Source organism: Macromonas nakdongensis (assembly GCF_002837145.1).
GTDB classification, from domain to species: domain Bacteria; phylum Pseudomonadota; class Gammaproteobacteria; order Burkholderiales; family Burkholderiaceae_C; genus Macromonas_B; species Macromonas_B nakdongensis.
Genome location: NZ_NWMV01000050.1, coordinates 23,967 through 38,727 on the forward strand (window position 1 = coordinate 23,967; position 14,761 = coordinate 38,727).

Here is a 14,761-nt window from a genome sequence, read left to right on the forward strand (position 1 = left end):
TGCACCTTGACCCGCGCCGGCCGGAACCCGGCGCTCCCCACCGCCCACCAATGCCCATGATCTTGCGTCGATTGCTGCACACCGTTTTCTGGTTCGCCGGGCTGCTGGCTTGCCTGGGGGCCCGCGCCGATGGCCTGACCGAGCTGGACACCTTTTTGCGCCAGACCCAGCAGGGCAAGACCACCTTCACCCAGACCGTGACCGCGCCGCGCAAGGAAGGCGACGCCGCCCCGCGCACCCGCACCAGCCGCGGGGTGTTCGCCTTCCAGCGCCCCGACCGCTTCCGCTTCGAGTACACCCACCCTTTTGAGCAGACCATCGTGGCCGATGGGCAGACTCTTTGGTTGTACGACGCCGACCTGAACCAAGTGACCGCCCGCGGGCAAAAAGCGGTGCTGGGCAACACGCCGGCGGCGCTGATCGCGGCCGGCCCCGACCTGCGCGGCATGCACCAGGTGTTCGACCTGCGCAATGCCCCCGACGCCGATGGTTTGTCCTGGGTCCAGGCCACGCCCAAGGGGCGCGATGGGCAGTTGCAGGCCGTCCGGCTCGGGTTCCGCCAGGGGCAGCTGGCCGTGCTCGACATCCTGGACAGCTTCGGCCAGCGTTCCGTCATGGCTTTCGGCGCCATGGACACCAAACCGCTGGCCGCGGACCGCTTCCGCTTCACCCCGCCGGCCGGGGTGGACGTGGTGCGGCAGTGAGCGGCCCCGCCTTCAGCGGACCAGGTGCCTGAACAGCGGCGTGCACGCCGTGGCGATGGCATGGACGTGGCGCACGTCGGTGCCGCAACAGCCCCCGAGCACGTTCAGCGACCCCAGTCGGGCGCACAACCCGACATACAGCCCGGCCAGCTGCTCCGGATCGCCGTCGTCCAGACGATCGGCAGCGTCCAGCTCGGCGTGGCTCAGGCGTGTGGCGTTGGCGCGCAGGCCACGCAGCCGGTGCAGCCAGGGCGCGCCGGGGGTGAGGGCCTGCTGGACATGTTCGGGGTGGGCGCAGTTCACCATGAAGTAGGCCGGGTAGCCGTCCGTCAGGGCGTCGACCTGGGCGATGGCCTCGCCCAGGGGCTGGCCGCTGGGCAGGCGGCCGTCGGTTTCGGTGGTGAAGGAGATGGCCACCGGCAGCCCGTGTGCCTGGGCGGCCAGGGCCACGCCGGTGCCTTCTTCGGCCGTGGTCATGGTCATGGCGCAGACCATGTCGGCGGCGGTGCCGGCCAAGATCCCGACTTGCCAGTCGTGGTAGGCCCGGGCTTCGTCCACCGACGGCAGCCGGTCCGCCCGGTAGCCGTCGCCGCGTGGCCCGATGCAGCCGCTGACCACCCGGGTGCCGCCTGCCGCCACGAACGGCGCGGTCACTTCGGTCAGCAGAGCGACCGCGGCCCGGTTGGCCTCGGCCAAACCGTCCAGGGTGTAGCCCAGCCGCTCGCCCCAGTCGGGGTTGGCGCGCCAGGTCGGGCTTTCCAGGACGATGCCGGTGCCGTGCCGCTCGGCCAGCGCCAGGTAATCGGCGAAGTAGCGGGCCAGGGCCTCGCGCCCGGTGGCGGAGCGCAGCAGGGTGAAGGCCGCGAACAGGGGAAAGTCGAGGCCGTCGCGGAACACCAGGGTGGTTTCCAGCCCGCCGTCGGTGAGGAAGGGGGCTCCCTGGAGTTGGGGCAGTGTGCGCGGGTCCATGCTGCGGCCTCCTGTCTTCAGCCATCCGGGTTCACAGTATCGGTCCGATGCGGGGCCCCGTCCAGCCGGTCCCGGCGCTTTCGGGAGGCGGGGTCTGCGCCACAATCGCAGCTTCTGTCGTGCTTTCCTCCCGTCGAACGTGACTGCCCCCCACTTGCCCCTGGCCGAACGGCTGCGTCCCCGTTCCCTGGCCGATGTCATCGGCCAGCGTCACCTGCTGGCCGCAGGCATGCCGCTGCGCAGCGCGTTCGAATCGGGGCGGCCACACAGCTGCATCTTCTGGGGGCCGCCGGGGGTGGGCAAGACCACCATCGCCCGGCTCATGGCGCAGTCCTTCGACGCCCAGTTCATCGCCATCAGTGCGGTGCTGGGGGGCGTGAAAGACATCCGCGAGGCGGTGGAGAAGGCCGAACACGCCCGCACCGGTTTGCAGCCGCAGTCCACCATCGTGTTCGTGGACGAGGTGCACCGCTTCAACAAAAGCCAGCAGGACGCCTTTTTGCCCCATGTGGAAAGCGGGCTGTTCACCTTCGTCGGGGCCACCACCGAGAACCCGAGTTTCGAGGTCAACTCCGCGCTGCTCTCGCGCGCCGCGGTGTACGTGCTGCAGCCCTTGAGCGAGGACGACCTGGCCGAGCTGATCGCCCGCGCCCAGGCCCTGGGTGCGGTGCCGCCGCTGGAAGATGCCGCCCGCCAGCGCCTGCTGGCCTACGCCGACGGCGACGCGCGCCGCCTGCTCAACACCCTGGAGACCCTGGCCGTCACCGCACAAGCCCAGGGGCTGACCGAGATCTCCGACGCCTGGCTGCTCAAGGTGCTGGGCGAACGCATGCGCCGTTACGACAAGGGCGGTGAGCAGTTTTACGACACCATCAGCGCCCTGCACAAAAGCGTGCGCGGCTCCGACCCGGACGCCGCCCTCTACTGGCTGGTGCGCATGCTCGACGGCGGCGCCGACCCGCGCTACCTGGCGCGCCGCCTGGTGCGCATGGCCAACGAAGACATCGGCCTGGCCGACCCGCGTGCCCTGCGCCTGGCCCTGGACGCGGCCGAGGTGTACGAACGCCTGGGCAGCCCCGAAGGCGAACTGGCCCTGGCCGAGGCGGTGGTCTACCTGGCCGTGGCCCCCAAGAGCAACGCGGTGTACCGGGCCTACAACGAGATGCGTGCCTTCGTCAAAAAAGACGGCACCCGCCCCGTGCCCCTGCACCTGCGCAACGCGCCGACGAAGCTGATGAAGGACCTGGACTACGGCAAAGCCTACCGCTACGCCCACGACGAGCCCGATGCCTTCGCCGCCGGCGAGCACTACTTCCCCGACGGTCTGACGCCTCCGCCGTTCTACCGCCCGGTGCCACGGGGCCTGGAAATCCGCATCGGTGATAAGTTGCGGGAACTGCAAGAGCGCAACATTAGAGCGGCTAATAAATGAGCTGACTTGTCGATGCGGCGACAAACCGCCAGAAATGGTCCAAAAATTGCAGGGTAAACCCGTGTTCTCCCCGGGCAAACACCCTGGCGGACACCCGGCGCGCGTGGCTACAATCCGCGCACCAACCCGCCACCGGCCGCCACCCCTGGTTCGAACGGCGGGTTTTTTGCTGGCCTGAGCGCACCCCGCGAATGGGCCGGTGAGACCCTCACAACGGAGCTTTTTTTCATGGACATCTTGCTACAGCAGATCATCAACGGTCTGGTCCTGGGCAGCATGTACGCCTTGGTGGCCTTGGGCTACACCATGGTGTACGGCATCATCGGGCTGATCAACTTTGCCCATGGCGACGTGCTCATGGTGGGCGCGCTGACCAGCTGGACCATCATCACCCAGGCGCGCGACGCGATGCCCGGCATCCCGGGGTGGATGCTGCTCGTGGTGGCGGCGCTCATCGCCATGGTGGTGTGTGCCACGCTCAACTACACGATCGAGAAGCTGGCCTACCGGCCGCTGCGCAGCTCGCCCCGGCTGGCGCCGCTGATCACCGCCATCGGCATGAGCATCCTGCTGCAGACGTTGGCCATGATCGTCTGGAAGCCCAACCCCAAGTCCTACCCCACCATGCTGTCGCCCGAGCCCTTCTACCTGGGCGGTGCGGTGATTTCCACCACCCAGGTGGCGATCCTGGGCACGACCGCGGTGGTGCTGTCGCTGCTGATGTACATCGTCAACAAGACCAGCCTGGGTCGCGCCATGCGCGCCACGGCCGAAAACCCCAAGGTGGCGGGGCTGATGGGCATCCGCCCCGATGTGGTGATTTCCGCGACCTTCATCATCGGCGCCATGCTGGCGGCCATTGCCGGGGTGATGTGGGCGTCCAACTACGGCACGGTGCAGCACTCCATGGGCTTCATGCCCGGCCTCAAGGCCTTCGTGGCGGCGGTGTTCGGCGGCATCGGCAACCTGGCCGGGGCCGTGGTCGGTGGCATTTCGCTGGGGCTGATCGAGTCGCTCGGTGCCGGGTACCTGGGTGCGCTCACGGGCGGTTTCCTGGGCAGCCAGTATTCCGACATCTTTGCCTTCATCGTGCTGGCTTTCGTGTTGACGCTGCGTCCGTCTGGCCTGATGGGCGAGCGGGTGGCCGACCGCGCCTGACGTTTTGCGGAGAACAACATGGTGAATTCGAAGTCGGGCAAGCTGATTGCCTTTTTGCTGGCGGCCGTGGCCTTGCTGGTGTTGCCGGTGGTGTTGCAGGGTTACGGCAACGCCTGGGTGCGCATCGTCGACATGTCGCTGCTGTACGTGATGCTGGCCCTGGGCCTGAACATCGTGGTCGGTTACGCCGGCCTGCTGGACCTGGGCTACATCGCCTTTTTTGCCGTGGGCGCCTACATCATGGGGCTGCTGGGTTCGCCCCACCTGGCCGAGGCGTTCGAGTACATCCGGCTGAACTTCCCCAACGGGGTGCACTACAACATCTGGGTGCTGATGGCGGTGGCCGGGCTGGTGGCCGGCGTGGTGGGCATGGTCCTGGGGGCGCCGACGCTCAAGTTGCGCGGCGATTACCTGGCCATCGTGACGCTGGGTTTCGGTGAAATCATCCGGATTTTCATGCTCAACATGGACCGGCCGATCAACATCACCAACGGCCCCAAGGGCCTGAGCCAGATCGATTCGATCAAGGTGTTCGGCCTGGACCTGGGCGGGCGTCTCAAGATCGGTGATTTCACCTTCCAGTCGGTCACGCTGTACTACTACCTGTTCCTGACGATGGTGGTGCTGTCGGTCGTCATCTGCTACCGCTTGGAGCGTTCGCGCATCGGTCGCGCCTGGATGGCGATCCGCGAAGACGAAATCGCCGCCAAGGCCATGGGCCTGAACACCCGCAACCTCAAACTGCTGGCCTTCGGCATGGGCGCGACCTTCGGCGGCATGTCGGGGGTGATGTTCGCATCCTTCCAGGGCTTTGTCTCGCCCGAGTCGTTCTCGCTGATGGAGTCGACCATGGTGGTGGCGATGGTGGTGCTCGGTGGCATCGGCCACATCCCGGGCGTCATCCTGGGGGCGCTGCTGCTGTCGGGCCTGCCCGAGGTGCTGCGCCACGTGGCCGGGCCGCTGACGGCCCTGACCGACGGTCGCCTGGCACCGGAAGTCCTGCGTCAGCTGCTGATCGCGCTGGCCATGATCGTCGTCATGCTCTTGCGTCCGCGTGGCCTGTGGCCTTCCCCGGAACACGGCAAATCCCTGAGCAAGTGAGGTGACGACCATGAGTGAAACCATTCTGAAAGTGGCCGGCGTCTCCAAGCGTTTCGGCGGCCTGCAGGCCCTGAGCGACGTCGGCATCCAGATCCAGCGCGGCCAGGTGTACGGCCTGATCGGCCCCAACGGCGCCGGCAAGACGACTTTCTTCAACGTGCTGACCGGGCTGTACACGCCCGATGGCGGCAGTTTCGAGCTGGGCGGCAAGCCCTACAAGCCGACGGCGGTGCACGAGGTGGCCAAGGCCGGCATCGCCCGCACCTTCCAGAACATCCGCCTGTTCGCCGAGATGACGGCGCTGGAAAACGTGATGGTGGGGCGCCACGTGCGCACATCTTCGGGGCTGGTCGGGGCGGTGCTGCGCACGCCGGCGTTCAAGCGCGAGGAGCGCGAGATCGCCGACCGCGCCATGGAGCTGCTGGAGTACGTGGGCATTGCCAAATACGCCGATTACAAGTCGCGCACCCTGAGCTACGGCGACCAGCGCCGCCTGGAAATTGCCCGCGCCCTGGCCACCGATCCCAAGCTGATTGCCCTGGACGAACCGGCCGCCGGCATGAACGCCACCGAAAAGGTGCTGCTGCGCGAGCTGATCGACCGCATCCGCAACGACAACCGCACCATCCTCATCATTGAGCACGACGTGAAGCTGGTGATGGGCCTGTGCGACCGCCTGACGGTGCTGGACTACGGCAAGCAACTGGCCGAAGGCACGCCCGCCGAGGTTATGAAGAACGAAAAAGTCATCGAAGCCTACCTGGGCACCGGAGGACACTGAAATGGCACAAACCCTGTTGAAAGTTACGGGCCTGAAGGTGTCCTACGGCGGCATCAAGGCGGTCAAGGGCATCGACCTGGAGGTGCGCGAGGGCGAGCTGGTCACCCTGATCGGCTCCAACGGCGCGGGCAAGACCACCACCATGAAGGCCATCACCGGCATGCTGGCGGCCGAAGCGGGCGAGATCGAGTACCTGGGCAAATCCATCAAGGGCAAGGGGTCCTGGGACCTGCTCAAGGACGGTCTGGCCATGGTGCCGGAAGGCCGCGGTGTGTTCACCCGCATGACCATCACCGAAAACCTGCTGATGGGGGCGTACATCCGCTCCGACAAGGCCGGCATCGAGGCCGACATCGAGCGCATGTTCAGCATCTTCCCGCGCCTGAAAGAGCGCAAGGACCAGCTGGCCGGCACCATGTCGGGCGGCGAGCAGCAGATGCTGGCCATGTGCCGCGCGCTGATGAGCCAGCCCAAGGTGTTGCTGCTGGACGAGCCGTCCATGGGCCTGTCGCCGATCATGGTGGACAAGATCTTCGAGGTGGTGAAAGACGTGTACGCCCAGGGCGTGACCGTGGTGCTGGTGGAGCAGAACGCGCGCCGGGCGCTGCAGATCGCCGACCGCGGCTACGTGATGGATTCGGGCGAGATCACCATGACCGGCGAAGGCAAGGCCATGTTGGACGACCCCAAGGTGCAGGCCGCCTACCTGGGCGAAGGCGCCGCCGCCTGACGCTGCGATCGGCACCTTGCGTCACGGGCCTGGCCCGAAACTAGAATAGAGGGTTTGCGGCTTGGCCGCAGCCCTCTTTTTTGTTGCCCCCATGACGCAAGAAACCCACGCCGCCCCGGCCACCGACGACAACCACCTCATCGCCGAGCGCCGCGAGAAGCTCAAGGCCCTGCGCGAAGCGCAGCAGGCCGGTGCCGGCCCGGCGTTCCCGAACGACGTCAAGCCGCTGCACAAGGCGGCCGACCTGTTCGCCGAGTACGACGGCATGAGCAAGGAAATGCTGGAGCCGCTGAAGGCGCGCGCCAGCGTGGCCGGCCGCATGATGCTCAAGCGCGTGATGGGCAAGGCCAGTTTTGCCACGCTGCAGGACAGCTCTTTTGGCCCCAGCGGCGGCCGCATCCAGATCTACCTGAACCTGGAAAGCGTGGGCGCCGAGGTGCTGGAGGCCTTCAAGCACTGGGACCTGGGCGACATCGTCGCGGCCGAGGGCGTGCTGTTCAAGACCAAGATGGGCGAGCTGACCCTCCACGCCGACCAGGTGCGCCTGGTCACCAAGAGCCTGCGCCCGCTGCCGGACAAGTTCCACGGCATCCACGACCAGGAAATCAAGTACCGCCAGCGCTACGTGGACCTGATGACCGACGAGCAGGCGCGCAAGCGCTTCGTGGCGCGCAGCCTGGCGGTCACCAGCATCCGCGAATTCATGGTGCAGCACGAGTTTCTGGAAGTGGAAACCCCCATGCTGCACGCCATTCCCGGTGGCGCCAACGCCAAGCCGTTTGTCACGCACCACAACGCGCTGGAGCAGGACATGTTCCTGCGCATCGCGCCCGAGCTGTTCCTCAAGCGCCTGATCGTCGGCGGCTTTGAGCGGGTGTTCGAGATCAACCGCAACTTCCGCAACGAAGGTATTTCGGTGCGCCACAACCCCGAGTTCACCATGATGGAGTTCTACGCGGGTTACTGGAACTACTTGGACCTGATGGCCTTCACCGAGCAGCTGATCCGCCACGCGGCGCAGCGCGTTTGCGGCGGCGCCCAGCTCACCTACCAGGGCCGCGACGTGGACCTGGAAGCCCCGTTCGAGCGCCTGACCATCCGCGAAGCCATCCTCAAGCACACCGAGGCCGGCGAGAACGTGGACAGCCGCGACTGGCTGGTGCAGCAATTGAAGAAGCTGGGCATGGACCCGGTGAAAGACCGCCTGGACAGCCGCAGCCTGGCCGGCCTGCAGGTGATGTACTTTGAAGAGACGGTGGAAGACAAGCTCTGGAACCCGACCTTCATCTGCAACCACCCGACCGAGATTTCGCCGCTGGCGCGCGCCAACGACAACGATCCGACCGTGACCGAGCGCTTCGAGCTCTACATCACCGGGCGCGAGGTGGGCAACGGCTTCAGCGAACTGAACGACGCCGAAGACCAGGCCGCGCGCTTCCACGCCCAGGTGGCGAGCAAGGACGCCGGCGACGACGAGGCCATGTTCTACGACGCCGATTACGTGCGCGCGCTGGAGTACGGCATGCCGCCGGCCGGTGGGTGCGGCATCGGCATCGACCGGCTGATCATGCTGCTGACCGACAGCCCCAGCATCCGCGACGTGATCCTGTTCCCGGCGCTGCGCCGCGAGGCCTGAGCCGACGCCGTTGGGCAGGGGGCTGAGTGCTCCCGGCGCCGCGCAGCAAAAAGCCCGCAGACCGCGGGCTTTTTGCTGGGTGTGCGCCGGTTCAGGCGTAGGCTTCGAGCGATTTGCGCATCTTCTTCATGGCCGCCACCTCGATCTGGCGGATGCGCTCGGCGCTGACGCCGTACTCCGCCGCCAGCTCGTGCAGGGTCATGCCGCCGCTGCCGTCGTCGTTGACCTTGAGCCAGCGCTCGGCCACGATGCGGCGCGAACGGTCGTCCAACTGCTCCAGCGCCTGGGCGATGCCGTCGCTGGCCAGCCGGTCGCGCTGGGTCGATTCGATCACCGCGGTCGGCTCGTGCCGGGCGTCGGCCAGGTAGGCGATCGGGCCGTAGGCGTCCTCGCCGTCGTCACCGGGGCTGGGATCCAGCACCACGTCGCCACCCGACAGGCGGGTTTCCATCTCCAGCACCTCTTCGCGCTTGACGTTCAGCTCGCGCGCCACCACGTCCACCTCGTGGTCGCTCAGGGTGTCGCGGTGGGTGTCGGCGTCCAGCGCGTCGGCCTTGAAGCCCTGCTTCATGCTGCGCAGGTTGAAGAACAGCTTGCGCTGGGCCTTGGTGGTGGCGACCTTCACCATGCGCCAGTTCTTCAGGATGTATTCGTGGATCTCGGCCTTGATCCAGTGCATGGCGTAGCTCACCAGGCGCACGCCCTGGTCCGGATCGAAGCGCTTGACGGCTTTCATCAGGCCGACGTTGCCTTCCTGGATCAGGTCGCCCTGGGGCAGGCCATAGCCGAGGTACTGGCGCGACACCGACACCACCAGCCGCAGGTGCGACATCACCAGCTTGCCGGCGGCTTCCAGGTCGTTGTGCTGCTGCAGGCGCTGGGCGAAGTCGCGCTCCTCGTCGGCCGTCAGCAGGGGCAGGCGGTTGACGGCGGAAATGTACGCGTCCAAGTTGCCCAGCGGGGGCAGCACCACGGCCGAGTGGGACCATCCCCGCGCGGCCGGGGCCAGGGTGTAGGGGTGTGCGGTGGCGTTCATGCGATCTTCCCTCCAGAGTCGGCCTTGTGGGCCATGTCTTGATGTTAGCACTCCTGGGAGTTGAGTGCTAAAAGGAAAGTTCCCATGGCGGGTGGTGCCAGGCCGGGACTGGGGAACCATTGCCGACGGGACCGGTTCTGCCATAGGGCGGTGCTGGCGCCGCCGATGGGGCCGGCCATGCCGGCAGCCTCCTCTACACTCGGTGTCATGTCCTGGTTCCTGATATTTTTGCTACCGTTTGTGGGCAGCGTGGTCGCCGCGTTGTTGCCCACGCGGGCGCGCAACCTGGAGTCGCTGTGGGCCGGGGCGGTGGCGTTGGCCGTGGTGCTGGCCCTGGCCTGGGTGTACCCCGAGGTGGCGGCCGGCCAGGTGCTGGTGGCGCGCTGGTCCTGGCTGCCCAGCCTGGGCCTGGACCTGGTGGTGCGGCTCGACGGGTTTGCCTGGATGTTTGCGCTGCTGGTCAGTGCCATGGGCCTGCTGGTCACCGTGTACGCCCGTTATTACCTGTCGCCGGAGGACCCCGCGGCCCGCTTTTACTCCCTGTTGCTGGGCTTCATGGGCGCGATGCTGGGGGTGGTGGTGTCGGGGCAGTTGGTACAGCTGGTGGTGTTCTGGGAGCTGACCAGCGTGTTCTCCTTTTTGCTGATCGGCTACTGGACGCACCGCAAGGACGCGCGGCGCGGCGCGCGCATGGCCTTCACCGTGACGGCCACCGGCGGGCTGGCGCTGCTGGCGGGGGTGCTGGTGCTGGGCCACATCGTGGGCAGTCTGGAGCTGGACGCCGTGCTGGCCGCGGGGGACCGGGTGCGGGCGCACGCGCTCTACCCGCTGGTCCTGGGGCTGGTGCTGCTGGGGGCCTTGAGCAAGAGCGCGCAGTTCCCCTTCCATTTCTGGCTGCCGCACGCCATGGCCGCGCCCACCCCGGTGTCGGCCTACCTGCATTCGGCCACCATGGTCAAGGCCGGGGTGTTTCTGCTGGCGCGGCTGTGGCCGGTGCTGGCCGGCACCGACGCCTGGTTCTGGCTGGTGGGCGGGGCCGGGCTCACCACCCTGCTGCTGGGCGCTTACGTGGCCATGTTCCAGAACGACCTCAAGGGGTTGCTGGCCTACTCCACCATCAGCCACCTGGGGCTGATCACTTTGCTGCTGGGCCTCAACAGCCCGCTGGCGGCGGTGGCGGCGGTGTTCCACACCATGAACCACGCCACCTTCAAGGCCTCGCTGTTCATGTCGGTGGGCATCATCGACCACGAAACCGGCACCCGCGACATGCGCCGCCTGGACGGCCTGTTCCGAGCCATGCCCGTCACCGGCACGCTGGCCATCGTGGCCTGCGGGGCCATGGCCGGGGTGCCGCTGCTCAACGGGTTTTTGTCGAAGGAGATGTTTTTCGCCGAAACCGTGTTCGTCCAGGCCAGCCCCTGGATCGAGCACGGTCTGCCGGCCCTGGCCACCCTGGCCGGGGTGTTCGCGGTGGTGTATTCGCTGCGCCTGGGGCACGACGTGTTCTTCGGTGCGGCGCCCGACTGCCCGCGCCAGCCGCACGAGCCCACGCACTGGATGCGGGTGCCGGTGGAACTGCTGGTGCTGGCCTGCATCGTGGTGGGGGTGTGGCCGGCCTGGTCCATCGGCCCGCTGCTGGCCATGGCGGCCCAGCCGGTGGTGGGCGGGCCCTTGCCCGACTACCACCTGACCGTCTGGCACGGCTTCAACGCGCCGCTGGCGATGAGCCTGATCGCCACCGCGGGCGGGGTGCTGGTCTACCTGCGTTTTGGGCGCCGCCTCAAACTGCGCCGCCAGCGCGGCGCCCCTGGCTTGGGTTGGGCCGACGGCAAGCGCCTGTTCGAGGCCGGGCTGGCCCGGGGCACGGCCGCGGCCCGGTGGCTGTCGCGCCGCGGCGGCACGCGCCGCTTGCAGCCCCAGATCCGCGCCCTGATCGCCATCGCCGGCCTGGCCGGCCTGGGCTCGGCCCTGATCGTGCCCCTGAGCTGGGGCGACCGGGTGCGGGTGCCGGCCACGCCGGAGTTCGGGGTGTTGTGGGCGATCGCCGGGGTCTGCGCCATCGGGGCCGCCTGGCAGGCCAAGTTCCACCGGCTGGCGGCGCTGGTGATGCTGGGCGTGGTGGGGCTGGCGCTGTGCATCACTTTCGCCTGGTTCTCGGCGCCCGACCTGGCGCTGACCCAACTGGCGGTGGAGGTGGTGACCCTGGTGCTGTTCCTGCTGGGCTTGCGCTGGATGCCCAAGCGCCTGGAGCGCGACGACGAGCCCGGCCCGGGCTGGGTGGCGCGCTGGCGGCGGCGCCGCGACGGGCTGATCGCGGTGGCGGTGGGGGCGGGCCTGTCGGCCCTGTCGTACGCCTTGCTGACGCGCAACGCGCCCTTGTCGATTTCGCCGTACTTCATCGAAAACGCGCTGCCCCTGGGCGGCGGCAGCAACGTGGTCAACGTCATGCTGGTGGATTTCCGCGCCTTCGACACCCTGGGCGAGATCACGGTGCTGGGCATCGTGGGCATCACCGTGTACGCCTTGCTGCGCCGCTTCCGCCCACCGCTGGAGGTGATGGACCAGCCCGCGCAGCAGCGGGCCGAGCCCCTGGGGGCCGACAGCGATCTGCTGACGCGCTCCGACGAGGCCGGCGGTGCGACCCAGCGCTACCTGGACGTGCCGGCGGTGCTGGTGCGCCTGTTGCTGCCCCTGGCGGGGGTGTTTGCCTTCCACCTGTTCATGCGCGGCCACAACGAGCCGGGTGGGGGCTTTGTCGCCGGTCTGGTGGTGGCGATCGCCTTCATCGCGCAGTACATGGTCAGCGGCACGCGCTGGGTGGAGGAGCGCATGCACCTGCGCCCGCCGCACTGGATCGCGGTCGGCCTGCTGGTGGCTTTGGCCACCGGCCTGGGCTCGTTGCTGCTGGGCCACCCCTTCCTGACGACGCACACCGCGCACGTGGTCTGGCCGCTGGTGGGCGAGGTGCACCTGCCCACGGCGGCGCTGTTCGACCTGGGCGTGTTCGCGGTGGTGCTGGGGTCCACGGTGTTGTTGCTCACCGCCCTGGCCCACCAGTCACTGCGGGCGCGGCGGCGCCAGGCCAGCGTGGCCGAAGAGCCGGGGGAGGGCGTGGAATGGAAGTGATCGTGTCGCTGGCCGTGGGCGTCATGGCGGGGGCCGGGGTGTGGCTGGTGCTGCGCCCCCGGACTTTCCAGGTGCTGATCGGGCTGGCTCTGCTGTCTTACGCCGTCAACCTGTTCATCTTCAGCGTGGGCAGCCTGTCCCTCGACGAGGAGCCCATCGTGCGCGCCGGTCAGGCGGCCGATCTGGCGCACTACACCGACCCCTTGCCGCAGTCGTTGGTGCTGACGGCCATCGTCATCGGCTTTGCCACCACGGCCCTGTTCCTGGTGGTGTTGCTGGCGCTGCGCGGGCTGTCCGGCGGTGACCACGTGGATGGCCGGGAGGACGGGGCGTGACGGCGCTGCTGGACCACCTGCCGGTGGCCCCGGTGCTGCTGCCGCTGGCCACCGCGGCGGGCATGCTGCTGCTGGGCGAGGGTCGGCGCGGCTGGAAGGCGCTGATCAACACCGCCTCCACCGCCCTGGGGCTGGCCCTGGCGGTGGCGCTGTTGTGGCGGGTCCAGGCCGAGGGGGCCACGGCTTATGGGGTCTACCTGCCGGGCAACTGGCCGGTGCCTTATGGCATCGTGCTGGTGGCCGACCGGCTGTCGGCGCTGATGGCGGTGCTGACCGGGGCCGTGGGGCTGGCCGGTCTGCTGTACGCGCTGGCGCGCTGGCAACACGCGGGGGTGTATTTCCACGTGCTGTTCCAGCTGCAGCTGATGGGCCTGTACGGGGCCTTCCTGACGGCGGACCTGTTCAACCTGTTCGTGTTTTTCGAGGTGCTGCTGGCCGCCAGCTACGGTCTGTTGCTGCACGGCGGCGGGGCCGCCCGGGTGCGCGCCGGCCTGCACTACATCGCGATCAACCTGGTCGCTTCGCTGCTGTTCCTGATCGGGGTGGCGGTGCTCTACGGGGTGACGGGCACCCTGAACATGGCGGACATGGCGCAGAAGCTGCTGCTGGTGCCGGCGAGCGACCGGGGGCTGTTGCACGCCGGGGCCGCCATCCTGGCGGTGGCGTTTCTGGCCAAGGCGGCGCTGTGGCCGCTGAACTTCTGGTTGCCGCCGGCCTACGCCGCCGCCAGCGCGCCGGCCGCGGCGGTGTTCGCCCTGCTCACCAAAGTGGGGGTGTACGCGGTGCTGCGCCTGTGGACGCTGTGCTTCGGCGAAGGCGCGGGCGTGTCGGCCGGTTTTGGCGGCGGGGTGCTGATCGCCGGGGGGTTGGTCACGCTCGCCTTCGGGGCCGTGGGGATGCTGGCCTCGCAGCAGGTGGCGCGGCTGGCGGGGTACAGCGTGATCGCCTCGTCCGGCACGCTGATCGCGGCCTTCGGCTTCGGTGTGCCCGCGCTCAGTGCCGGCGCGCTCTGGTACCTGGTCAGCTCCACCCTGGCGGCCGGGGCGCTGTTCCTGCTGGTCGAGCTGCTGGAGCGCGCGCGCCAGGTGGAGTCGGACCCGCCCGAACTGGACGACGGCAACGACGCCCTGCCGGCCTTTCTGGACGCCGAACCCTTGCCGGGGACCAACCTCGACGACGACGAGGAGGCGCTGATCGGTCGTGCGATTCCGGCGGCCCTGGCCTTTCTGGGCCTGGCCTTCACCGTCTGCGCGATGGTGCTGGCCGGCCTGCCGCCGCTGTCGGGCTTCGTGGGCAAATTGGCCATGCTCACCGCCTTGCTGGAACTGGCGCGCCCGGCGGCCTGGGGCCTGTTCGGGCTGCTCATCGTGTCGGGTCTGCTGGCGGCGGTGGCCCTGATGCGTGCGGGCATCCGCCACTTCTGGGTGGCGCAGGACCGCCCGGCCCCGCGCCTGCGGGTGGTGGAGACCCTGCCCATTGCCGGTCTCTTGTTGGCCCTGCTGGCGCTCGTCTGGCAGGCCGAGGCGGTGCTGGGCTATATGCGCGAGACGGCCGACGCGCTGCACGCGCCGGGGCATTACATCGACGCGGTGCAGGGCGCGCGGCCGGTGCCGTCGGGGAGGCGGCCATGAAGCGCTGGCTGCCGTCGCCCTGGTTGTCGCTGGGCCTGTGGCTGGGGTGGCTGCTGCTGGTGCGCAGCACCAGCGTGGGCCAGGTGCTGCTGGGGGCGGCGGTGGCCGTGGTCGTGCCC

General features: G+C 68.4%; 12 protein-coding genes. 10 read left to right on the forward strand and 2 right to left on the reverse strand.

What is annotated here, in order from left to right:
• The first annotated feature begins 56 nt into the window (after positions 1-56).
• Complete coding sequence (gene lolA, locus CON77_RS07870) at positions 57-704, forward strand: outer membrane lipoprotein periplasmic chaperone LolA (protein WP_101048615.1); 648 nt, start codon at positions 57-59, stop codon at positions 702-704.
• A gap of 12 nt (positions 705-716) precedes the next feature.
• Here the strand turns inward: lolA and CON77_RS07875 are convergent, their stop codons facing one another.
• Positions 717-1,673 carry a homocysteine S-methyltransferase family protein gene (locus CON77_RS07875; RefSeq protein ID WP_101048616.1) on the reverse strand — a complete coding sequence of 319 codons (957 nt, stop codon included), beginning with the start codon at positions 1,671-1,673 and terminating at the stop codon, positions 717-719.
• A gap of 139 nt (positions 1,674-1,812) precedes the next feature.
• Here CON77_RS07875 and CON77_RS07880 point away from each other — a divergent pair, with 139 nt between their 5' ends.
• The 6 genes from CON77_RS07880 to lysS all read left to right on the forward strand — a co-directional run bounded on the left by CON77_RS07880 (position 1,813) and on the right by lysS (position 8,511).
• On the forward strand, positions 1,813-3,105 hold the full coding sequence (locus CON77_RS07880; protein WP_232788450.1) for a replication-associated recombination protein A: 1,293 nt from the start codon (positions 1,813-1,815) through the stop codon (positions 3,103-3,105).
• Positions 3,106-3,333: 228 nt separating this feature from the next.
• Positions 3,334-4,263: a branched-chain amino acid ABC transporter permease gene (locus CON77_RS07885; RefSeq protein ID WP_101048618.1), complete on the forward strand. Its 930-nt coding sequence runs from the start codon at positions 3,334-3,336 to the stop codon at positions 4,261-4,263.
• 18 nt (positions 4,264-4,281) lie between these two features.
• Positions 4,282-5,364: a branched-chain amino acid ABC transporter permease gene (locus tag CON77_RS07890; RefSeq protein ID WP_101048619.1), complete on the forward strand. Its 1,083-nt coding sequence runs from the start codon at positions 4,282-4,284 to the stop codon at positions 5,362-5,364.
• Between the two features lie 10 nt (positions 5,365-5,374).
• On the forward strand, positions 5,375-6,145 hold the full coding sequence (locus tag CON77_RS07895) for an ABC transporter ATP-binding protein (RefSeq protein WP_101048629.1): 771 nt from the start codon (positions 5,375-5,377) through the stop codon (positions 6,143-6,145).
• A gap of 1 nt (position 6,146) precedes the next feature.
• A complete protein-coding gene (locus tag CON77_RS07900; protein WP_101048620.1) occupies positions 6,147-6,875 on the forward strand; it encodes an ABC transporter ATP-binding protein in 729 nt (242 codons plus the stop codon).
• 91 nt (positions 6,876-6,966) lie between these two features.
• Positions 6,967-8,511 (forward strand): lysine--tRNA ligase, encoded by a 1,545-nt coding sequence (lysS, locus tag CON77_RS07905; protein ID WP_101048621.1) that lies wholly within the window; start codon positions 6,967-6,969, stop codon positions 8,509-8,511.
• 91 nt (positions 8,512-8,602) lie between these two features.
• Here the strand turns inward: lysS and rpoH are convergent, their stop codons facing one another.
• On the reverse strand, positions 8,603-9,547 hold the full coding sequence (gene rpoH, locus CON77_RS07910; protein ID WP_101048622.1) for an RNA polymerase sigma factor RpoH: 945 nt from the start codon (positions 9,545-9,547) through the stop codon (positions 8,603-8,605).
• Positions 9,548-9,754: 207 nt separating this feature from the next.
• Here rpoH and CON77_RS07915 point away from each other — a divergent pair, with 207 nt between their 5' ends.
• The 3 genes from CON77_RS07915 to CON77_RS07925 all read left to right on the forward strand — a co-directional run bounded on the left by CON77_RS07915 (position 9,755) and on the right by CON77_RS07925 (position 14,642).
• Positions 9,755-12,676, forward strand: a complete 2,922-nt coding sequence (locus tag CON77_RS07915) for a monovalent cation/H+ antiporter subunit A (protein ID WP_101048623.1) — start codon at positions 9,755-9,757, stop codon at positions 12,674-12,676.
• Positions 12,667-13,011, forward strand: a complete 345-nt coding sequence (locus CON77_RS07920) for a Na+/H+ antiporter subunit C (RefSeq protein ID WP_101048624.1) — start codon at positions 12,667-12,669, stop codon at positions 13,009-13,011. Before CON77_RS07915 ends, CON77_RS07920 begins: the two co-directional genes overlap by 10 nt.
• Positions 13,012-13,073: 62 nt before the next feature.
• Positions 13,074-14,642, forward strand: coding sequence for a monovalent cation/H+ antiporter subunit D (locus CON77_RS07925; protein ID WP_232788451.1), 1,569 nt, complete (start codon positions 13,074-13,076; stop codon positions 14,640-14,642).
• Positions 14,643-14,761 lie beyond the last annotated feature (119 nt).

What these genes read in the sequence shown, in the direction of transcription:
- CON77_RS07900 (WP_101048620.1), top strand. Translation starts at nt 6,147, where the DNA reads ATGGCACAAACCCTGTTGAAAGTTACGGGCCTGAAGGTGTCCTACGGC.
- CON77_RS07885 (WP_101048618.1), top strand. Translation starts at nt 3,334, where the DNA reads ATGGACATCTTGCTACAGCAGATCATCAACGGTCTGGTCCTGGGCAGC.
- CON77_RS07920 (WP_101048624.1), top strand. Translation starts at nt 12,667, where the DNA reads ATGGAAGTGATCGTGTCGCTGGCCGTGGGCGTCATGGCGGGGGCCGGG.
- lysS (WP_101048621.1), top strand. Translation starts at nt 6,967, where the DNA reads ATGACGCAAGAAACCCACGCCGCCCCGGCCACCGACGACAACCACCTC.
- CON77_RS07915 (WP_101048623.1), top strand. Translation starts at nt 9,755, where the DNA reads ATGTCCTGGTTCCTGATATTTTTGCTACCGTTTGTGGGCAGCGTGGTC.
- CON77_RS07895 (WP_101048629.1), top strand. Translation starts at nt 5,375, where the DNA reads ATGAGTGAAACCATTCTGAAAGTGGCCGGCGTCTCCAAGCGTTTCGGC.
- CON77_RS07875 (WP_101048616.1), bottom strand. Translation starts at nt 1,673, where the DNA reads ATGGACCCGCGCACACTGCCCCAACTCCAGGGAGCCCCCTTCCTCACC.
- rpoH (WP_101048622.1), bottom strand. Translation starts at nt 9,547, where the DNA reads ATGAACGCCACCGCACACCCCTACACCCTGGCCCCGGCCGCGCGGGGA.
- CON77_RS07925 (WP_232788451.1), top strand. Translation starts at nt 13,074, where the DNA reads ATGCTGCTGCTGGGCGAGGGTCGGCGCGGCTGGAAGGCGCTGATCAAC.
- CON77_RS07890 (WP_101048619.1), top strand. Translation starts at nt 4,282, where the DNA reads ATGGTGAATTCGAAGTCGGGCAAGCTGATTGCCTTTTTGCTGGCGGCC.
- lolA (WP_101048615.1), top strand. Translation starts at nt 57, where the DNA reads ATGATCTTGCGTCGATTGCTGCACACCGTTTTCTGGTTCGCCGGGCTG.